Origin of the sequence: Tolypothrix tenuis PCC 7101, assembly GCF_963874875.1 — a bacterium.
GTDB classification, from domain to species: domain Bacteria; phylum Cyanobacteriota; class Cyanobacteriia; order Cyanobacteriales; family Nostocaceae; genus Aulosira; species Aulosira tenue.
Window position 1 is genome coordinate 7,797,898 of record NZ_CAWNJS010000001.1, and the last position, 20,704, is coordinate 7,818,601.

Below are 20,704 nucleotides of genomic sequence, written 5' to 3' on the forward strand. Positions count from 1 at the left end.
GATCGCTTGCTTTGCTTCATAAAAATAAATAAAAAAACTCAGTGTACAATGGTATTTTGAGTACACTGTGGAACCTCTACAAAAATTTTTGGTTCTTATTTTTGAACTAACTGTTTAACTGGGGCGCTAGGATTCGAACCTAGGGATGGCGGGACCAAAACCCGCTGCCTTACCACTTGGCTACGCCCCAATGCAAGATTGCACTTTAGATAATATAGCAGCTACTGCTGGGTTAGTGTCAAGTACTTTGAGCAAAAAAAATTTAAGATTATTTGCTTTGCTTTATGGAAACATAGTGAATATACTGTCAATATTCATGACATTAGTATAAAATTAGCGACTGGTTTCATTAGCTTCTAGTTGTGCTAGAGGATCAAGCGATTGCCTGCTCATTTGTCGCTGATGCCATTGCAAACCAATCAAAATAGCTACAATCATTGTTTGGCCTGGTTCCTCCATTTGAGTAATGATCAGTCCGTAAATAAACAAAGTCAGCATTAGGAGTTTGCTTAAATCGTCACGACACATACGGCTCCAAACGATATATCCCAAATACAGATAGGTAAGTAAACCCACAAAGCCTAAATCGCCCCAAATACCAGCCCAGCTGAAAAGAGGGATAAACAGGGAAGATTCCAGAACCAACCAATTAGAGTTGACATAAGCCCAAACTTCTTCTGTTACAGGATGAGTGGTAACACCTAACGGAGCAAGCAGCGTTGCATAATCCCGGAATACCCATCCTCCTAGTCTGCTCACAGTATGACCAGGGCCTAAACCGATCAACCAATTCAAAGGAGAGCGAAAATAACCAGATATCATACGAATACCTGCAATTTTAGCCTGATAACCTTCTCCATCAGGAGGAATGTAAAGTGATGTTCTATTTGCCCAATGTTTAAATGCAGCTAAAGCTTCTATATCGAGATTTTCTATTGCCCAAAAGAAACCTCCAATAACAATAACTACTCCTACAAAATATAAGAGCAGTTTACGAAAATCATTAAATTTAGTTAGGACTAATATTATCCAAGCCAGGAAAAAGACTACTAATATTTGTTTAGAGTCAGAAACTACTAGGTGATAAAATGAAGCAAATATACAAAAAACTCGCCACCACAGAGGGGCGGTTTTAGTATTTATAAAATAGTATAAAGCAACGCTTACTGAAACTGAAACAGATACATAATTCCCGGCTCCCGATAAGTAGAATACACCTTGTACGTTATCTAATAATGAATATCTAGAATATTTCATTATCCCTGTAATTAGCAGGAAGTATTGCGCGATCGCCAAAACTATATTAATAACTGCGGATGCTAAAGTAAAAGACCTTAATTTTTTCCAACTGGCTATTGATAGCGGCAGACATGATATCGCTAGCAATAGCATAAAAGGTTCAGTCAGTAATATAAAATCTAAGGCTACATTAATAAAACCTGCACCATTTAATAGCGCACTGGCTACCATTACGCCTAATAAGACCAATAATCCAGCCAGAATTTCCCGCGCAAATTTTATCTGTACTCGATTTCTTGTAGAAGTACTAGTTATAACAATTAGTAATACAACAGGAACTATTAGAAAATGAACAAAATTTATAATTGATGGGGCACCAGCTGCATTAATAATCCGAGGATAAAAAGCACTGGCAAAGGCTAATAATATTAAAAATATGTTTTTAACATATCCAGGTTTCTTTTTTTGATAAATTAGTGATTCATGAACCAAGCTATCCATAGATTTTCCACAAATTTCAGTTGATTAATTGATAGATTATCAATTAATTTTTCCACAACAAGGCTTAATCAGCCTTGGTTGTTAAAAATATTTAAAAAAATATTTTAAATCATATCATAAAATTTGAGATATTGATTTGCAGTGTTTATTTTGCTAAAACGTTGATCTGGAACAATTGCATCAGAATCCTGATTAGATAGGGATTTAGTAATTGCGTTAGCAAGATTTTGGGTTACATCTCCCTCTAATCCAAAATAATTGCAATTATCATTCCCAATTTCTCTAAATATAGGAATATTAGAGCAGACTACTTTACAAGCAAGAGATAATGCTTCAGCTAAAGGCAAACAAAAGCCTTCTGTTGAAGACGGTACAACCAAAAGCTGACAATTCTCATACAACCAACGTAGTTCCTCATCTTTTATTGATGTCATCAGTAGAATACGGTCTTGTAGAGAAAGTGCTGGGATTTGATTATGAATATTTTCTGTTTCTGGGCCAGTACTACCTACAATAATTAACTGAGTAGCATCGTTTATTTGGTTATTATTTAATAATAGATGATATGATTTGATGAGAATATCTAAATTTTTATTTTTGCGATGCTGGGCAACAGCTAATAAAAAAGGTGATTTAATATTAGTAGATTTGATAGCTTGAGAAGTAACATGGCTAAAATCTACATAATTATAAATTACAGCAGTTTGTTTGCGCTTTTCAATTTTAGGAAAATATTCTTGTAATTTATCTAAAGTAGATTGAGAAACACAAGATAATCCATCACTATTACTAATACATTGCTTTAAAAACAGTTGGTTAAATATTACATTAGGGTAGCCGAAATTTTCAGGATACTCATAAGGATATAAATCATGAATAGTAGTTACCACAGGACATGGAAACAGTTGCCGAATAAACGGTAGCGGAAATGAAAGATGAATTAAATCTGCATAATGTTGTCTGGCAAGTTGTGGTAAACCCCATAAATACCAAACATTTCTTTGGAGGGCGGTATTATTAAGATCTACAATTACCAATTTAATTTTTTCTGATTCTATAGAAAAAGATTCTTCAAAATATGCTTTTTGCCATGAACCGATAATCAAACTAACTTTGCTAACTTTGTCTGTGTCAGCTAGGCATTTTGCAAGATTTGCAGCATGTCTACAAACTCCAGTAGGTTTTGTTGGTCTGTGTAAAGCAGCAATTAAAAGATGCATGATTTGATTAAATGACTGATTATTGATTCAGATAAAATGTTGTATTTTTTTAGTAATGAACTAAGCACTAAATAAATATTTAGCAATAGTTCTATTTTTCATTAGCAAATGTACAGCTAGCCAGCTAATAAAAAAACTAGGTAAAGAAAATATCATTTGAGAGAAAATGGTTACTTGTTCTAGAATATGAGGTTGTATTTTTTTAATTAAAATTTCCATAAAATTAATTGCTAAAGGGTGAAATAAGTAAATTCCAAAAGAGCATAAACCCAGATTTCTTATAAACCTGTTGTTACTTAAATGCTGAGACAAAGCAATGCCAAATGCTAGTAGAGAGTATCCTAATAAAACTTCTCTAAAGCCACTAGGTAAAAATAAATCCCTAAATAAGTCGATAATACAAAATATCAAGAATGCTAAAATAGTAGCAGTAAATTTTGATACTGGTAATGTAAAATTGGTTTTAAACAGAATAAATTTCCATGTTATAGCAATAAAAAAGTAAGGCATACATCTCACTAACCAAGCAGTTATTACAGAAATCAATCTCAGCAATTCATTGACCTGGCTAGAGTTAGGGATTAATTCTAGTTTGCCTAGCAAATTTTGAGAAGCTATGTTAGGCCCTAATAAAAATGCATTGTTACTTTCAATCAGTAAGTGGTACGATATAAGGCTTAATAAAGCTAAAATAAATGGGAATATAATATGAATATTTATTTTATCAAAGTACGAAGCAAATATCATAAGTGAAGTTCCTACTAGCAGTAACGGTAAAAAATATAACTGAATTGCTGCTCCTCCATAAAAAATTATTGAAAATGGATCTTTAAATAATTCCTCTAGCTTGTTATCCTGATCTAATGCTAAAAACATTATTGTTTTAACTAGCAAAAATATTCCTGTCCAGATAATATAGGGAAGGAAAATACGCCGTAATCGAACTTGCCAATAATTCCATGAAAAATCAGGATTAAGCCTACAAATTAGTAAATAAAATGAGGTAGCTAAGAAGAAAGGTACAGGAAAATCAAATAAATATGAAAGCTTTGCAGATAAAGGGTTTACTGTAGCCCAACTTTTATCACCAGAATGCAATAAAACAACACCATATGCTGCAATACCACGACATAAATCTATTCCTGCAAATCTTGCTTTCTTCTCCATTTTACTGTCCTCGAATATTTTATAGTTAAACACTATATCATTTATTACCTATCAATATTTGAACAGTCTTTTTGTTTGGTTTTAAGCAATTTTTTTGCAAGGTGTAGTATTACTAATTGGTTTTTAGGTTCAAAAATTTAGCTCAGTTAAGTACTTTTGGTTTTTGAAAAGATATGACTTCTTCATAGACTTGAGCAAGTCGTTTACCCATAACCTGCCAACTATAAGTATCTCGAACTAACTGTCGTCCCGCTTGTCCCATGCGGACGCGCAGTTCTGGATCTTTAGCTAAGGTAATCAAGGCTTTTGACATATCGTCAACTGCTTGCTCAGGATTAATTGCCGCAATTTTGAAGCCAGTCTCTTTTGTTACCTGCTGCGCTGGGCCTCCCAAATCTAAACAGACAACTGGGCGGCCTGTTGCCATAGCTTCAATACATACCCATCCACCAGAATCATGTAAACTAGGGTGAACTAATACATGACAATTTCCTAAATTTTCAAGAGTCTTTTCGCGGGGTAATCTACCCCAAAATTTCACTTGATGTGCAATACCTAAATGGTTTGCCATGCTTTGCAATCGTTCCCATTCTGGGCCATCCCCAACAATCCAATATTCTGCTTCTGTTAGGTTGGCTTTTGCAAAAGCTCGTAACCCTAAGTGAAAACCTTTCCAATGCAAAAGTCTGCCCATACTAATAAATCTGACAGGTTGTTGATTAGGGATTGGGTATTGGTTAAGTGCAGAGATTTCTTCTGTAAGTAAACCTGATTCCGAAATAATATCTACAGATTTCACGCCCATTTTATACAACTTTTTAGCTGTATCTTCAGTTGTGGCTCTGACTACAGCACTTTTTCTTGCAGTTATATGTACAAACGGATCGAGTTCCCCTAAAGAACGAGAGATAATACGTGCTGCTTCGTAAGCTTTGGCGCGAAAGTCAAAATCCTGCCAAAATGCCTTGGGCGCAGTTTCCCCACCACCAACAGGCCCCCATATAAAGGGAATGGGCAATAATGATAAAAAGCTGGGATTGGAATATTTAACAAACGTTACATGATGTGCAACATCGAAACCAATTTCACGATGCAATCTCCGAGCTACAAAGTATGCTTGTATCTGCCAGAGATAGTAATGGATTTGCATTGCCCCATTCGACCCTAAGCGCCACAGCCCACCTAATATAGGTAAGGTAAAATAGATGAAGTGCAAGTTAGGATTTGGATGAGAAGCCAGCTCTGCTTCAATAGCTTCTTTACTTTCATCAGGTCGCGTTAATACCCAGACTTCATTGTATTTGGCAGCTTCCCAAACCACATTCCAGCCGACACCACGCTCAGAGCCTTTTCCAGGTTCACACGAATAAGCAGAAATTAATATTTTCATAAGCAGATAAAGATACAGTCTGGTAAACAAGGTTATTTAGATATTTGCATCAAACAGATGCTAAATAAAAAGATTTTGCGGCCTTAATTTTTATTAGCTAATAATTTTTCATAAACCTCAGCTAGTTTTTCTGCTGTTTTTTCCCAGGTAAATAATTTAGCTCTTGACAGTCCTTTATCGACTAATTCTTGATAATATATTGCGTCATTCTGCAATCGCACTACTGCTTCTGAGATTGCTTGTGGTTCTTGGGGATTAACTAGAATAGCTGCATCTCCTGCTACTTCCGGCATAGCTGAAGTGTTGGAAGTAATAACTGGAGTGCCACAAGCCATAGCTTCTAAAATTGTGATGCCGAATCCTTCATGCAGTGAAGGCGCTATCAGAATATCGGCAGCATTATATATTTCGACTAGAGTTTTTTTATCTGGCTTACCAAAGTAAGTAATATAATTTTTTAACTGATGCTCTTGAATATATTGTTTTTGCTCATCTGTAAAGTCAGCTCCCACTTTCCAAAACTTAAAGGATATTTCTTTTTGTTTTAAAATATTTAAAGATTCAAGTATAGTAAAAATATTTTTACGAGGGTGATTTGCTCCTACATTTAGGAGATAAGTTGTTTGAGCATTGCAACTATGATTTTGGTAAAAAGATTCAATTTCAGATGGAGATAACTGCCGAAATATAGGATCGACAGCATTTGGAGTTACAGTAATTTTGGCAGGTTCTATATTTAATAATTTAGTAGTATCTTTAGCAGTTACACAAGAAACAGAAAATATGTGATTGGCATATTTCATGCCTTTGACAGCAAATAGCCAGACATTTTTACTCACAAATGGCAATTGCACCGAACCTTGAAGATTGCCTGAGTAATAAAAGTTGATTAAATCATGGCAAGTAACAACAACAGTTTTAGCAGTTTTTTGTAACCAATAAACAATATGAGCTTCTGCAGGTTCAATAATATGGAAAACATCTGCTGATTGTTGCCTTACCAACCTAGGAAAGCGCCAAAAGCGCTCATAGTATTTTATAACTCTTAGCAAAAGAGAAGAACTTGTTCTATCGTAATTACACGGTGCTAAATCCACAATTTCCCAGTCAGGTCTGACAGTTTTTAAACCTGAAATAATCCCATTGGCATAGACATCCATGCTGAACTCTTGCATGGTACGCACAATAATTACACGCATGATTAATTCCCCTTAGCATCACACTCCAACTTTCAATTAACCTCAACTTTTGTTCATAGCATAGGCATGAATGCTAGTTTGTCGGATGAGAGGTTGCCAAAGGTTGATTAAACGTTCAGCGATTCTTTCATGGCTATAATGCTGATTAACTCTAGCCATACCATGTTGCTTTAACTCTTGTCGCCAATTCGGATTGCGAATCATTCGCTCTAAAATTGTTGCTAATCCTGCTGATTCGCCCTCTGGAAATACCAAATCGGAACGAGCAATGACGTTGGCAATTTCACCACTACTAGAGCCTACTACAGGAACACCCATTGCCATCGCTTCAATTAAGACATGACCAAATTGCTCTTTCCATGTAGCAGCAGTTAACGAAGGCAGAACTAAAACATCAAATTTACTAATTGCTTCGGGTGCTTGCTCATGACGAACTGATCCACGCCAAACTACTAAATCAGCTATTTGCTGTTTTTGCGCTTCTTGTTTGAGCACTTCTTCATAGGAACCAGAACCACAGATAATAATCCGGGTGTTGAGTCCTTTTTCTTTCAGTAGTCGTGCAGCGCCAAATATAGTATCCACACCCTTTTCAGGCACTAATCTACCGAGAAATCCAATGTGGAATTCCTCATTTTTATTTTCAGATTTATTTTCAGGCGATCGCGGACTAAATAATTGAGTATCCACTCCCATCTGTGGCATAACTTCCATCAGTCCGGTATAGCCCCATTGCCGTAATAAATTAGCTCCATCTTGATTACCTGGAAGCATCAACTTGGCTGTATTCATGACAAATTGACGTACCCAGCGACGCGCAATAGGTAAGCTGCGATCCATATTTTCCCAGCCAAATACAACCATTGGCTTGCCTGTGATTCTGCTCCAAATTGCTAACTCAAAAGTACAAAGTGAGAATACTTCTTCTTCCACTTGCACTATATCAGGTTGAAAATCCTGCAGAACTTGCCACAGATGCCAAGGTGTATAGACATGAGCACCTCCACGACCAGAAAACATTACAGGTGCTGTATAAACTTGAATGTTGGGATAGGGTTTTTCTACTTCAAACTGGCGATTCCACTCCAACGCTTTCCAGTTGCTAGGAGTCAGTAAGCCGATTTCAACTTGACCCGTTTGGGCGATCGCATTCAGCTTACCTTGGTTTACACCAACTACATAAGCGTGACTAACAAAAAGTACACGCAGCTTAGAGTTCGTCATTGTGGGCAATTTTCACTATATTTGAACATAATTTTGCATGACTGCTAAGAGCGATATGCTCGAGCCATGAGGTTTTTTGTGGGTATTCTAGGACGACCTGCTCCTTCGGCAATAAAAATGAGTTGGTGTAGTAAACACAAGTAAGTTTCTTTGAAGCGTCCCAAGACTGTTGATGCAGACCACTGTGGCTTGATCTCAACTTTATTAGCATCAAATCCACCTAGTAATAAAAGATGGAGAAGAGAGTGTTCTGTTACTCCAAATTCGTGAGTCAGGTCATTATATCTGCACAAACAACTAAATATACTACCCATATTAGGTGTTTGAATCACAAGGCAGCCATTGGGTTTCAATTTTTCTCTAATTTGCTTGATAAATTTATTGGCTGATTGCTTTGGTAAATGTTCCAAAATATCTAGGGCAAAAATGACATCATACTTTTCTACATCTCTGAATTTATTGAGTTGTTCTGCATTAAATTTTTGCACAAATGTTAATCCTAATTCATGGCAAATAGCTACATTTTGCTCAGAAATATCGAACCCCGAAAGATTCTTATATCCTTTTTCTTTTAAGAAAGTTAATAAAGCTCCCTCGCCACAAGCCACGTCTAAGATTTTGAGCGACCTATCTATAGGTAACCAATGCTTTAAAGAACGTTGGAAGGATTTACAAATTTTTTCTTTAGCTTTATGATCTTTAACTGTTGGTCTACAAGAGATTTCATTATATCGCTCATAAATCTCTCCTGTGGTATTACGTGTAGACGTAATTTTTAAAGACATAAAATTTGGCCTCCAAACCATAAATTCTGTTTAGAATTGGCAAGTTCTTAGGAAATTGCAATAGCGATCGCATTCAGTAAGCTGGGCTAGCAATAGTAAAGTTAGGGATGGATTAATATCTATTTCTGCTTGTTTATTACTTGTAAAAAAAGCTATTAATAGCTTCCTCCCTACTCTCTCTACTCCATCATACTTGCTGAAATGAGTGCCTTGAACCACGCCTCTTTTTAACTTTTTAAGGTAATGGCAAATGAAGCTATGCACTTAGATAAGTTAGAGCAAACTTTCTGTCAATTAGCCCTTTGATCAAACGCTTGAGACGACTCTGTCCATAGATCAGATCAAACCACTTTTGAAAAATATTATCTGGTAAATACTCACCCCAGCGAAATAGCCACTGTTGAGCTACAGACCAATTGTTAAAATTGGGATGAGTCACAAGCTGTTGGTGTATTTTCCTGCGCTCTAACTTAGATAAATGCTTAAAGCGAGCTAGTAAATAAAGATCATGACAGACTGCAACACTAAAATGCAAATCTGTTAGGCTATCTGCAATTGCTGTACCATAATTTTTTTGGAGAAACAGTTTTTGTTCTTGATGTATACGGGCTAAAGTGACTTGCTCTTTCTCTAAAAAATCTGCTGTCACAGTTGTTTGGCTAGTAGTATTTGCTCCATGTAAGCGAAACTTACTCAGCACTTCCGGTGCTGAACCGATTACTGTGATAAATGGAGCAAAACGGAATATTAAACTGTCTGCATTCCGTACAAATGCTTCGTTTAGGGGAAAGATATAGTTAGCTACTTCGCGTCTGATACTTAAAGCAGATGCTGGAGGAATATTGTCAACAAATCCACCATTTTGTAAAGCAGACTGACCCATCCACCCTGAAGCCAAACGCCTAAACATAGGAGTTGATTTTAAGAAATTACCTTGTCCATCAATTTGAATTACATTATGAATGGCAAAGCCACATTTAGGGTTAAGTCTGAATACCTCCAGAATTTTCTGTAACTTATTATTCATCCAGATGTCATCGGCATCTAACAGGCAAATGATTTCACCCTGACTGTGGCTATAAGCTGTATTTAATGCTGTGGCAACACCTCCATTTTGTTTGCGGATCAACTTGATTCGGGAATCTTTTTGAAGATAACCTTCGATAACTTCACAAGAGTTATCTTTGGAGCCATCATCACAAACTATGATTTCAAAATTGGTGTAAGTTTGTTGAAGAGCGCTGTCTAAAGTTTCGCCAATATATTTTGCATAGTTGTAGTTGGGAACTAAAACTGATATTAAAGGCCTATCTGGCAGTTGAGGTAGTTCTATTGGTTGTAAATTGTGAGTTTGCAATTGTTGCATTTGCTGAATCCTAAGATTTTAATTGATGAAATCTGTGTATTGATTGCTAAATCGAATTTGCTATTTCTTTCTCAAATAAACCCAGAGCCCGCACTACGGCTTGATCCATGTCATAGTACTTATAGTCTCCCAGCCTGCCTGCAAATATTACTGTACCGTTGAGTTTTTCTACTTCTTTTAAATACAAATTCAAGCGATCGCGGTTTTCTTCGTTGAGGATAGGATAATAAGGATCGTTTTTGCCCGGTACATAAGCTTGAGGATATTCCCTTACCAAGGTAGTTTTAGGAGATGTTTGTCCCGACAAATATTTTTGCTCGGTGATGCGTGTAATATCGTAATCATTGGGGTAGTTGACTGTACCAACTTCTTGATACCATTCTTGATCTAGAGTCTCAAATTGAAAGCGCAGACTACGATAGGGCAGTTCGCCATACATATAATCAAAAAAGGTATCTATTGGCCCTGTACAAAGTATTCGGTTAAACTTTACATCATTGATAATCTCGCGGTAATCTGTATTTAGGAGTACCTTAATGTTAGGATGAGCTAGAATTTTACGGAACATTTCGGTATAACCCAGCTTAGGCATAGCTTGGTAAGGGTCTTGAAAATAACGGTTATCCCGACTTATGTAAACTGGAACACGTCCTGTTACTCCCCTATCTAGTTCTTCTGGTTTTACACCCCACTGCTTCATGGTGTAATGGAGAAAGATATTTTGATAAATGTAATCGGCTAAAAAGCTTAAATCTCCGCTAGCACTTTCACGCAGCTTCAGAATAGGTATCTTGACTCCAAAACCGAAGTGCTCTAGCAACAAATTTTCTAGCTTTTCTGCATATTTTGGAGGGAATAGCGCATAAAGAGAGTTCAAATTAAAAGGGATAGGAACCTTTTTACCTTCTACTACTCCCAGAACATGATGATAGTAATTTCTCCATTCTGTAAATTGTGAAAGATAATCCCAAACTTTTTTAGATTTGGTGTGAAAAATATGAGGGCCGTACTTATGAACTAAAATGCCATGTTCGTTGTAGTAATCGTAAGCATTACCGCCGATATGGTCTCTCTGTTCCACTATCAGTACCCTTTGTGCAAGTTGAGTAGCAATTCGTTCAGCTAGCACGCAGGCTGAGTACCCAGCACCTATAATCAGCCAATCAGTTTTCATAATAGAGTCTCCTTTATTAATAGGATGGCTGAGTTATGTTTTGGTCTATTCAATTTTTTGCGTATATTTAATTGATTCATAGTTTCAATGCTGAGTCTTTTGATTTGTGAAAATTTGAGTTAAAAGCGATAGGCGACGAGAAAGATGGTAATTTAAAATTATTGGTATCCTGACGCATAATGCCCAAAAGAAAATTGGATTTTGCATGGCTACAATCCATGCATTTAAAAAATCCCTTTTTTTTATGTATGGTTTGACTTTATAAAATGCTCTCAGTAGCTTCATTTCTGATAAACGCCGATATAAAGAAGCTGCTATTTTTGGATTTTTCTTGGTAAATTCTTGCTGTAAAAGATATAGATTTGTATTGTAGGCTTGCTCATAAAATTGTGTCTGTTCAGTCATAAGTGACCCTGTACGACTACGGTAAAAATAATAAGATTCCGGCACAATTGTGAAGCAAGCTCCATTAACTAAACACAATAAGAAAAGAAAAAGGTCTTCTCCATACTTCAATTCTTCATTAAATTCCAGATTATGATCAATTAAAAATTCACGTTTTATTAAAGGCTTTGTGATGCCGAGGCTTAAATCTATAAAATATGTAGCATCTATCTTGAGCGGAGTTTTAAAGTTTATTTTTTTTCCAGAAAAATATGTATTATGAGAGTAATCTGTATCATCTTCGATTAAATGCATATCATCTGCAATCAAGTCTGCATTTTCTCGATCAGCTACTTGCAACAGCTTTTCTAATCTGTTTGGTGCATACCAGTCATCTGAATCTAGTAGAGCAACCCATTCGCCTTTTGCCTCTTTTAGAGCACGGTTACGTGAGTAACTTGGCCCTTTATTATTTTCATTAACTAATAGTTTAAGGCGCTGATCTCTAAAAGTTCTCACCACTTCTACAGTATTGTCTGTAGAAGCATCATCAACTACGATGACTTCAATGCTTGGCTCAGTCTGACCTAATGCAGATTCTATTGCTTTTTTGATGTAGCTATCGGTGTTATAAGCAGGGATAATAATAGAGACTCTAGGATTCACAAGCTTTCTCTCTTGACTTCTAAAATTGATTTAGCTATGCAAAGAAAATTTGTTTCTAATTAATATTTGTAATAAGTGAGGACATACCATCAAGAGATTGCTCCAAACTTAATACAAATAGTTATGTTTGCAAATAGCTTTTTATCCTACGTTCAATACCTTTTTTCTTTGTCAACAACTTACCTTTAAACGCTAATTTTAATTGCTGAGATAAGGGAAGTTTCTGGCGATAAGTATTTAGAATTCGCTCTATACGCTCTAGCGTCTGACCACTTTGATTACTATTGTAGGTCTTTGTGCCTTTGATTACTTGGAAATTTCCCCAAGTTTCATCTACATATTTAACTGTAGCAATTTGCACTACTTGTAAGAGGAAATGTAAATCCATAGCATCATGATCATCAACATCGTATAAACCGATTATTTGATGTATTGAACTATGATAAAAATATGCGGATGGGTTTGCCGGGAAAGGGTTTATATGCCATCCCAACAATAAATCATTAAACTGCATTCTCCGTGGCTTATTAATTTGAAAAAGCTCACCTCTATCGTTCCATAAGTTACAGTTACCCACGAGGAAGCTAGGATCGGGTAAGGTCTTAAAAATTTCTATGACTCTATTTAAAACATCCGATTCATAATAGTCATCTACATTCAGAAATCCGATAATCTCTCCCTCCGCTAGGGTAATACCTTTATTCATGGCATCCGACTGTCCCTTATCTTTTTCAGATATCCATCTAATATGTGGATATTGTTCTGCATAATTTTTAATAATTTCTACAGTTCTATCTGTGGAGCCCCCATCGACAATAATATGTTCAACATTAGTACAGTTTTGATCAATAACATTTTTGATGCAGTCTTCAATGAAGCGATCGCCGTTATAAACTGGGGTGATAATGCTAATCATGCTTTACCTCTAAGGATTAAAAACAATATTTGCCAAGAGCGAGATACTAAATATGTATTAATTGTTTTGAACTATTATGCTGTGTAACCACTGATAGTAAAATTTCATAAATTTTCTGAGAATAAGTTTCTATACTGTACTCTTCAAAAACTCTCTTCCATGCGTTCATTCCTAGCTGCTTTGCCCAGTCAGGATTTTCAATAAGTTGCTTCATACATGCTGCAAGCGCCTCATGATCGCCTCGATATAGCAGACCAGTATATTCATGTTGAATAATCTCTGATGTTCCGGCATTATCATAACCAATCACAGGACGACAAACAGACATTGCTTCTACGGTAACTCTACCCATCCCTTCGTTTTTAGAACACATCAAAACCACATCTGAAGCTAGATAGGCTTGATATGGATCGTCTAGATAACCCCAAAATTCAACTTGATTTGAAACACCTAAATCTTCAGCTAATTTTTTAAGTTGAGCGAGTTGATCGCCAGAAGCATCACCAACTATTAATAGACGTACTTGAGAAAAAGTTTGAGTTAGTATTGACAAAGCTTTAATTGCTATATCTTGACCTTTATTAGCATGAATTAAACCAACTAAGGCAAAAGTAAATACTTTATCAACTCGCAAAGAATCATTTCCTAGTTTATATAAACGTTCTAATTCTAAAGTTGAAGCGATACCGTTATATACAACATGCATACGCTCTTTAGAACCTCTACTTGAAAAATGGTTGCGAATCGCTTTAGAAATAGCAATTTGTGCATCAGATTTTTGAATAAAAAAATTACATAATAACTTTCCCCAATCAAGGTGTAAATTGTAGTCTAGATCGAGAAATTCTCTAAGATGCCAAATATGTGGTATTTGAAGTTTCTCTGCCAGTAATGCACCTGCAGGAGTCGTGGAGGAATTTGTATACACCAGATCAACATTCCATTCCTTTACGATATCTGCTAACGAAGGAATTAGCTGAAGGTTTAAATAAAGACGTTTAAAAGCTTTAGGATAAAATGCAGCTATTCGGTATGACTTGTGAACAAAGTTACCTGCAGATTCAAATTTATCTGCCCACCATTGGATAGGAACAATAGCAAATTCTATATTGCGAAGTTTTAAAGTCTCAGTAAATTGACCCTCAAAAGGAGAGATAACATAAGGTACAACACCATATTTTTTTAATCCATCTATTAAGTTTAGAAGGGAACGATTGGCACCATACAAGTTGGGAAAATGAGTAATAAAAACTACTTTCATAATTCAAATAAAAAGTCATAGTAAGTATATTTACATATCAATAAATAATTTCCTTAAAGACAAGACCGATATATATCATTTGTAATTTCAGCAATATATCTCCAGTTGTACTTTTCAGCTAACTGTCGATTATGCTGTCCCATAGTTGATAAATTCGCGTGTTTCTCTAATGCCAGTTTCATAGTTTTCATTAAGCCATTTTCATCGTCTATCTCATATAAAAAAGCACCTGCGTCATCAAGCACTTCTCCAATACACCCTTTGCGTGGTGCAATACAGGCTTTACCGAAGGACATTGCTAGAAGAACGGCCCCAGATGTCAAAATATCTCGATATGGAAAAACAACTACATCACAAGCATTCATGTAGAGTTGAATCTGATTGTTGGGAACAAAACCTGGAATTAACTTAATGTTTTGGGCGTTAGCTAACTTTTGCGCCAGCAAATTTTTCATTTCTAGACTATCTTTATAAATCTTGCCTGCTATAACTAGTTGAGTCTTTTCACTATCTAATTCTTTGAATGTATCAATCAGTTCAGAAAGACCTTTGTAAGGTCTAATCAAACCCAGGAAAAGAAAAACAATATCGGAATCGTTAAAACCTAAGGCTGCTCGTGCAACTACTTTTTCAATTTTGTTTTCGTAACAGTCTATATAATTACCATGTGGAACAACAAATATCTTATCCTTATTTTTTACAGAGAATTTTTCTATAACTTCTTCTTTAGCTACTTGACAATGAGTAATAATAGCATTAGAAAATTTAATAACAGAAATACTGCATATCCAATCTAAAAATAAATTTATATTTTCATGGTTTTTGAGATTATGTACTGTCCAAACAATTTTTATTCCTAGAATTCTTAAAATAATTATTTGAATTATAAATATTACAGCTTTTATAAAAGACTTAATTGAATTTTCACTAGGTACTAAAAATAGAGGTTCCAACCAGTGTAAATGTACAATATCTGGTTTCCAGTTGGAAATCACAGTAGATAAAAATAGAAAATTATTATTTTCTCTTACTACTTGAATATTGAATTTCCCTAAGTTAGCAATAAGCTGATTCTGGTAAGGATTATCATCACTTGCTTTGGGAATAAAAATTGATTTTAAATTTTCCATATTAACTTAAATTGCTGTTATTTAGGTGTTCATAAAATTATCTATTTCCACACAAGACAAGATAATTTTTTATATTTGCTATTTTCTCCTCACTTTTTGAGTTTGCTTAACAAGTAGATATAGGCTACTTGGCACTGTTGAAGTAGGGGTAGCTTTTTTATATGCTTTTTTCTGATGTAGTTAGCAAGCTGGGTATGTTGACCATTAAGCTTAGTTAAACTTGTTTTTGTTCCTTCTATTGAGCGATAATTCCCCCAAATTTCATCTACATACTTTACTTTTTCTGCTCCTCGAATTGCTTTAAATATAAAATCTAAGTCCATGACGTAATGTTCATTAATATCGTATAATCCTATAACTTCATGTAGTTTCTTGTGATAAAAATAAGCCGAAGGATTAAAAGGATGAGGAGCTTGTTTAAGTAATATAGGTATGATATTTAAATTTTGAGGTTTGTTGATATGTATAATTTTATCTTCCTCATTTAAGACATTACAATTACCAACCACAAAACTTGGATCTGGCAAGGTTTTGAAAATTTCTAGTATTCTATTTAACACGTTATAATTATAAAAATCATCAACGTTCAAAATTCCAATTATTTCTCCTTTTGCAGCTAAAACTCCTTTATTCATAGCATCTGATTGTCCTTGATCTTTTTCAGAAATCCATCGAATATGTGAATAATTTTCTGCATAATGGTTGATAATTTCTACGGTAAGGTCTGTGGAACCTCCATCTACAATAATATGTTCAACTTCAGGGCATTTTTGGTCAATGACTACTTTGATGCATGATTCAATAAATTTTTCACCGTTATAAACTGGAGTAATAATGCTAATCATCTGTCTATTAATTGATATTGTGGCGTTGTTTAAATTATAGAAAGCAGTATACTAATTTTTGTCAAATTTTTATTGGGATTGCGGAAAAAATTTGGTAAATTCAAAAATAGTTATAACCAATTGATTATCGCTAATTAATATATGGATTATCTGCTGATATAAGTCTATATATCTTAGTTAATTTGTAAATATATGGACTATTTAGAAATTGCGATCGCTCGGCAGTTTTACTCATGTGATCGCATAGTTTTTATACAGCTTTTTTCAACCAGAGACTACCGCCAGTATTGCGTAAACACAAAGGCATTTTGTGCTTAAGTTCCTGTTGATAAAATTCACCCATAAATGAGTTAAAGTATAAAATCTGAAAGACGGAATTATATTGAAGAAAAGCTCTCAAGAAGTAACCTTCATTCCATGCTCTTCCCTCTTCCAGCCACTCTTTTGGATACTCAAATGAACAAAAAATATCGTGAAAATGTACAATCACTCCTGGTTTCAGCCGAGGAAGTATCTCGAAAATGATATGTGCAACATCACTACCAATTTTAACTACGTGTGATGAATCGATAAATAAGATATCACCCGCATCTAGCATTTGATATAAATCTATATCAACTTCTTGAACTGGTTTCTCAATCACTTGATGCTGAAGCTTATCTTGTTCATTTAATAAATTATAAAGACGTTCAGGGTAAGGTTCGATAAATGTAAAATTTACAGCGCTACCCAGAAAGCCTTCATTTGTGTCCAGCATAACTGCTGAAGAAAAGCCAGAGCCAACCTCAATCACTTTTTTAGGCTTTAAATGACGCAACATAGCATATAAAATAATTGCGTCTGAGTAGCAAAAAAATCGATTTTGATAGTAATATCGACAAGATGTATTTGGTTCTTCTGAAAAAGGTAATTCTTTATAATAGATAGCAAGCGAATCAAGCATTTGCAGTTGCTCTTCTTGCCTTAAATCTACACCAGGGAATTCTTTTTTGTATTTAAAAATTAGCTCTTCTTTGTCTAGTACATCACTGAGATTAGGAATAGGAGAATAGAAATGGCCAGGTGGAAAATTTTTGACAAATGGAGAAGAGTATAAATTATCAATGTCGTAACCCTGTTTAATAAAGGTAGACAACTTACGAATTCCGGGAATACTATAGACTAATGTTTTAACTTTGCTCATGATGCCTACTTCTATTAAATAAATTGCTTCATCAATGAGTACTAAATCTTTGAATAAACGTTGAGAAATTTTGTGTTTTCTACATTAAGTTGCGAGCTATTAATTATGCATTTTACAAAATTTGCTGATACAAATCGATGTATCTTTTAGCCTGTAGTTATACTGGATATTCTTCAGCATTAAATGCACAATAAGTTTAATTATTCAAGATGAAAAGCCTTGTCCTTGTATCTGAGAATTTAAAATTTCTTCTATTCCTAATAATTGTGCTTTTTTTCTAGCTTCATAAATCCGACGATCTATGGGATTTAACTTTGAAATTTGATAATATTCATTTAATTTTCTTCGCCATGATTGCTTCTGTATATTGGGCAATTTCCCTCGAAACGAGTCTAGTATTACATGAGAATATGTCATCCCTTCGATGAGTTTTACTATATATTCTTCTCCTAAACGGTTAGCAGGTATTAGATGGATTACTTTTAAATCTTTAAACTGACCAGTACCTAATCCAATATCGCAAGCTGTAAATGCTAAATCTGAATCTCCACCACTCATTAGCATCTTTCCCTGCCTATCTAATCCTAGTCTTTTTAAGTCAGTGCCTACTATATCACGATATTTTTCAGCTACAATTTTCCGAACACAAATTCCAGCACCACATGGTGTTGTTTCGTACTGATGAAGTAAATTTGACCATTTATCTTCTTGAAATTCTCGAATAGCTAAAAAAGGCAAATAAGGCTTTGTCCATTCAGGAGGTTGAACTTCGAATTCACCCTTAATTTGTCCACCCCAAGCACCTATAAATGGATAATCTTTACTAATTCGTAAAGCAATTTCCAAATATTCTGAATCTAAAACATTATCATCATCAACGAATATTAAAGTTTCTGCTGTTGCTTCTCTAATACCTCTTAAACGTGCAGGAGTTAAACCTAGTTGTTCTTCTCTAATATGGCGAGATTGAGGATGCCAGCTTAAATCTATTTCTGAAGACAGAATTTGGTCACTGGCGTTGTCTACTAATAAAAGTTCCCACTGTTCTACTGGCAATGTCTGAGCTTGTAAAGCACTTAAAACTTTATCAAGATAATTACGCCGAGGATTGTGAGTACAGATAATGACGCTTAAAGATAGTTTCATAAGTACAAAATAATTAAATTATGAATTGGCAGGCTGTCTCCAAGGTAGCCCCGATAAAATCATCAGGCGAAAAATTGGGATCATCAACTTGATAGAAGCTCTCACTATTGCAATTGACAAGTCACAGTTTAAAGCTTCCCGCAGTTGGTTCCTAGCGCCATAACTATCACCTGCGCTCAGAAAATCTTTTGCAGAATTGAGTGCATAAAAGGCATAGTTTCTTAATGCTGTTCTTGAAAGTTTATTAGCAGATTTGCTTGGCAAATATTCCCGCACAATATTAACTGCCTGACGAAAATCTTGAATATTCTTACCAGTCCGTACAGATTTTCCAGTTAATGAAGTAGCACCTCTGCGGTATAAAGCAAGTGGCTCAACTTCGTACCATACTGGATAATGAACAGCAATACGAACCCACATTTCCCAGTCTTCGCCCCAACAGGACATACGGCGGTCAAACCCGCCTAGTTGCTCGTAAACATCACGTCGCACAACAATCGATGGCGCTTGAATCAGCTGCTTGACAGCAATTCGCTCTAACCAATTGCTCAAAGTTCCACTTTCTGGCTGTTCTAGATAGGAAGTCCAAATTGGATTTCCTTGCTCATCTATGTGTATATGGCGACAAAAAGCTGCCCCAATATCAACATTTTCTTCAAAGCCACGTTGAAGCTTCCGATAAAAGCCATCTCTGACGCAATCATCGCCGTGCAGTAGATGAATTAACTGTCCACGCGATCGCTGCAAACAAGTCTCAAAATTTTTGATATAACCTACATTCTCTGGTTGACGGTAAAAACTAACGCGATCGCCTGCTAGTTCTCTAACAACAGCTTCGGGATCATCTTTTGTTGAATGGTCATCAATGACCTCAATCTGCATTACTTCTGTCCCTGGATCTTGCGCCAACACACTTACTAGTGTTTCGCGTAGATAGTTTGCACAATTGTAGGTAGGAATCATCACTGACCAAAGAGGACGTGGTATTCCCTCTGGGACTGGTACAATAGTTGCGCGGTAAGGATGTGGCTCGTTCATGGCAGTCTTAAGTGCAGCTAATTCTTTGTTTTAAAACGATTAATTATTCTCTTCAATTTAGAGAACATTCCTGATTCTTTTTTCACTTTAGTGGTATTACTTATTTTTTCCTTATTGAGTTCTTGAATTCTAGGTAAAGATAAGTCTACTTTGTTGCTATCTTGAAAATTTATTTCACCTATTTTAACTAGATAAAAAACTGGATGAATCACAGAAAGTGATGTGCTATTTTCTACTATAAAATTTTTGAGCTTTTTCTCTAAAATATGATTATTCTCCAAGTAACTGGAATGAATAAATAGTAATATGTTTTGCCGATACCAATAAGCTACTTTAGAGTTATTCCAAAGTTTTGGTCGAATATAATCAATAGCCACATAATCCCTTTTTCTAAATTTTTCTGCCCAATAATCTTGCCACTGCTCATTAATATGGTTATCTCCACCCTGATGAGGTATTGCTGCCGAGAATAAAACCACAGAACTAAGATTTACTAGAGAATTAACGAATAATTCTGCACAATCTTCCGGCAAATGTTCAGCAACCTCTAAAGACATAGCTAAATCAAATTTTTTGTCTATTTTTAAAGGTGCTTTTAAATCATAAGGTATAAAGTTTTGCTTCGGAATCAATAAAGTATTTTCATCAACATAACTACCATCAACTCCTAATATTTCTTTAACTCCATTTTCTTGAAAAAGCTTTAACCATGTCCCATCTCCACATCCAACATCAATTACCTGATTACAATGCAGAATCTTTAAAATTAGAGGAACTATTACCTCAGCAGATTCCTGTGCATAATCATGAAGTTGATTATAAAAATCTTTGGTATAGTAATCTTTCTCAGTTTTCTTTAATGTTTGCATT

Annotated in this window: 18 protein-coding genes and 1 tRNA gene; all 19 read right to left on the minus strand. The window is 35.2% G+C overall.

Annotated elements, in window-relative coordinates; genetic code table 11:
- Positions 1-118: 118 nt before the first annotated feature.
- The 19 genes from AACU25_RS30710 to AACU25_RS30800 all read right to left on the minus strand — a co-directional run bounded on the left by AACU25_RS30710 (position 119) and on the right by AACU25_RS30800 (position 20,703).
- Positions 119-190: transfer RNA gene (locus tag AACU25_RS30710), tRNA-Gln, on the minus strand.
- Between the two features lie 143 nt (positions 191-333).
- Complete coding sequence (locus AACU25_RS30715; protein ID WP_096582152.1) at positions 334-1,740, minus strand: hypothetical protein; 1,407 nt, start codon at positions 1,738-1,740, stop codon at positions 334-336.
- Positions 1,741-1,844: 104 nt separating this feature from the next.
- The gene (locus AACU25_RS30720) at positions 1,845-2,960 is read right to left on the minus strand and encodes a glycosyltransferase family 4 protein (RefSeq protein ID WP_096582154.1); all 1,116 of its coding nucleotides are present in this window, start codon (positions 2,958-2,960) and stop codon (positions 1,845-1,847) included.
- Between the two features lie 60 nt (positions 2,961-3,020).
- A complete protein-coding gene (locus AACU25_RS30725) occupies positions 3,021-4,127 on the minus strand; it encodes an acyltransferase family protein (protein WP_096582156.1) in 1,107 nt (368 codons plus the stop codon).
- A gap of 142 nt (positions 4,128-4,269) precedes the next feature.
- A complete protein-coding gene (locus tag AACU25_RS30730) occupies positions 4,270-5,517 on the minus strand; it encodes a glycosyltransferase family 4 protein (RefSeq protein ID WP_096582158.1) in 1,248 nt (415 codons plus the stop codon).
- A gap of 83 nt (positions 5,518-5,600) precedes the next feature.
- Positions 5,601-6,716 carry a glycosyltransferase family 4 protein gene (locus AACU25_RS30735; RefSeq protein ID WP_096582160.1) on the minus strand — a complete coding sequence of 372 codons (1,116 nt, stop codon included), beginning with the start codon at positions 6,714-6,716 and terminating at the stop codon, positions 5,601-5,603.
- 42 nt (positions 6,717-6,758) lie between these two features.
- Positions 6,759-7,940, minus strand: coding sequence for a glycosyltransferase (locus AACU25_RS30740; protein ID WP_096582162.1), 1,182 nt, complete (start codon positions 7,938-7,940; stop codon positions 6,759-6,761).
- 44 nt (positions 7,941-7,984) lie between these two features.
- A complete protein-coding gene (locus AACU25_RS30745) occupies positions 7,985-8,725 on the minus strand; it encodes a class I SAM-dependent methyltransferase (RefSeq protein WP_096582164.1) in 741 nt (246 codons plus the stop codon).
- A 256-nt stretch (positions 8,726-8,981) separates the two neighbouring features.
- Positions 8,982-10,091 (minus strand): glycosyltransferase family 2 protein, encoded by a 1,110-nt coding sequence (locus AACU25_RS30750; RefSeq protein ID WP_096582166.1) that lies wholly within the window; start codon positions 10,089-10,091, stop codon positions 8,982-8,984.
- A gap of 46 nt (positions 10,092-10,137) precedes the next feature.
- Entirely contained in the window at positions 10,138-11,265 is a 1,128-nt protein-coding gene (gene glf, locus AACU25_RS30755) for a UDP-galactopyranose mutase (protein WP_096582168.1), read from the minus strand.
- 84 nt (positions 11,266-11,349) lie between these two features.
- Entirely contained in the window at positions 11,350-12,315 is a 966-nt protein-coding gene (locus AACU25_RS30760; protein WP_096582170.1) for a glycosyltransferase family 2 protein, read from the minus strand.
- A 121-nt stretch (positions 12,316-12,436) separates the two neighbouring features.
- Complete coding sequence (locus AACU25_RS30765) at positions 12,437-13,231, minus strand: glycosyltransferase family 2 protein (protein ID WP_096582172.1); 795 nt, start codon at positions 13,229-13,231, stop codon at positions 12,437-12,439.
- A gap of 46 nt (positions 13,232-13,277) precedes the next feature.
- Entirely contained in the window at positions 13,278-14,492 is a 1,215-nt protein-coding gene (locus AACU25_RS30770; RefSeq protein ID WP_096582174.1) for a glycosyltransferase family 4 protein, read from the minus strand.
- A 53-nt stretch (positions 14,493-14,545) separates the two neighbouring features.
- Positions 14,546-15,622 (minus strand): glycosyltransferase family 4 protein, encoded by a 1,077-nt coding sequence (locus AACU25_RS30775; protein ID WP_096582176.1) that lies wholly within the window; start codon positions 15,620-15,622, stop codon positions 14,546-14,548.
- Positions 15,623-15,711: 89 nt separating this feature from the next.
- Entirely contained in the window at positions 15,712-16,467 is a 756-nt protein-coding gene (locus AACU25_RS30780; RefSeq protein ID WP_096582178.1) for a glycosyltransferase family 2 protein, read from the minus strand.
- A gap of 250 nt (positions 16,468-16,717) precedes the next feature.
- Positions 16,718-17,650 (minus strand): class I SAM-dependent methyltransferase, encoded by a 933-nt coding sequence (locus AACU25_RS30785; protein ID WP_096582180.1) that lies wholly within the window; start codon positions 17,648-17,650, stop codon positions 16,718-16,720.
- 204 nt (positions 17,651-17,854) lie between these two features.
- Positions 17,855-18,796, minus strand: coding sequence for a glycosyltransferase (locus AACU25_RS30790; RefSeq protein ID WP_096582182.1), 942 nt, complete (start codon positions 18,794-18,796; stop codon positions 17,855-17,857).
- A gap of 18 nt (positions 18,797-18,814) precedes the next feature.
- Positions 18,815-19,834, minus strand: coding sequence for a glycosyltransferase family 2 protein (locus AACU25_RS30795; RefSeq protein WP_096582184.1), 1,020 nt, complete (start codon positions 19,832-19,834; stop codon positions 18,815-18,817).
- A gap of 17 nt (positions 19,835-19,851) precedes the next feature.
- The gene (locus tag AACU25_RS30800) at positions 19,852-20,703 is read right to left on the minus strand and encodes a methyltransferase domain-containing protein (RefSeq protein WP_096582186.1); all 852 of its coding nucleotides are present in this window, start codon (positions 20,701-20,703) and stop codon (positions 19,852-19,854) included.
- Position 20,704 lies beyond the last annotated feature (1 nt).

Coding starts and splice junctions, on each gene's coding strand:
- AACU25_RS30715 (WP_096582152.1), bottom strand. CDS start 1,740: ATGGATAGCTTGGTTCATGAATCACTAATTTATCAAAAAAAGAAACCT.
- AACU25_RS30720 (WP_096582154.1), bottom strand. CDS start 2,960: ATGCATCTTTTAATTGCTGCTTTACACAGACCAACAAAACCTACTGGA.
- AACU25_RS30725 (WP_096582156.1), bottom strand. CDS start 4,127: ATGGAGAAGAAAGCAAGATTTGCAGGAATAGATTTATGTCGTGGTATT.
- AACU25_RS30730 (WP_096582158.1), bottom strand. CDS start 5,517: ATGAAAATATTAATTTCTGCTTATTCGTGTGAACCTGGAAAAGGCTCT.
- AACU25_RS30735 (WP_096582160.1), bottom strand. CDS start 6,716: ATGCGTGTAATTATTGTGCGTACCATGCAAGAGTTCAGCATGGATGTC.
- AACU25_RS30740 (WP_096582162.1), bottom strand. CDS start 7,940: ATGACGAACTCTAAGCTGCGTGTACTTTTTGTTAGTCACGCTTATGTA.
- AACU25_RS30745 (WP_096582164.1), bottom strand. CDS start 8,725: ATGTCTTTAAAAATTACGTCTACACGTAATACCACAGGAGAGATTTAT.
- AACU25_RS30750 (WP_096582166.1), bottom strand. CDS start 10,091: ATGCAACAATTGCAAACTCACAATTTACAACCAATAGAACTACCTCAA.
- glf (WP_096582168.1), bottom strand. CDS start 11,265: ATGAAAACTGATTGGCTGATTATAGGTGCTGGGTACTCAGCCTGCGTG.
- AACU25_RS30765 (WP_096582172.1), bottom strand. CDS start 13,231: ATGATTAGCATTATCACCCCAGTTTATAACGGCGATCGCTTCATTGAA.
- AACU25_RS30770 (WP_096582174.1), bottom strand. CDS start 14,492: ATGAAAGTAGTTTTTATTACTCATTTTCCCAACTTGTATGGTGCCAAT.
- AACU25_RS30775 (WP_096582176.1), bottom strand. CDS start 15,622: ATGGAAAATTTAAAATCAATTTTTATTCCCAAAGCAAGTGATGATAAT.
- AACU25_RS30780 (WP_096582178.1), bottom strand. CDS start 16,467: ATGATTAGCATTATTACTCCAGTTTATAACGGTGAAAAATTTATTGAA.
- AACU25_RS30785 (WP_096582180.1), bottom strand. CDS start 17,650: ATGAGCAAAGTTAAAACATTAGTCTATAGTATTCCCGGAATTCGTAAG.
- AACU25_RS30790 (WP_096582182.1), bottom strand. CDS start 18,796: ATGAAACTATCTTTAAGCGTCATTATCTGTACTCACAATCCTCGGCGT.
- AACU25_RS30795 (WP_096582184.1), bottom strand. CDS start 19,834: ATGAACGAGCCACATCCTTACCGCGCAACTATTGTACCAGTCCCAGAG.
- AACU25_RS30800 (WP_096582186.1), bottom strand. CDS start 20,703: ATGCAAACATTAAAGAAAACTGAGAAAGATTACTATACCAAAGATTTT.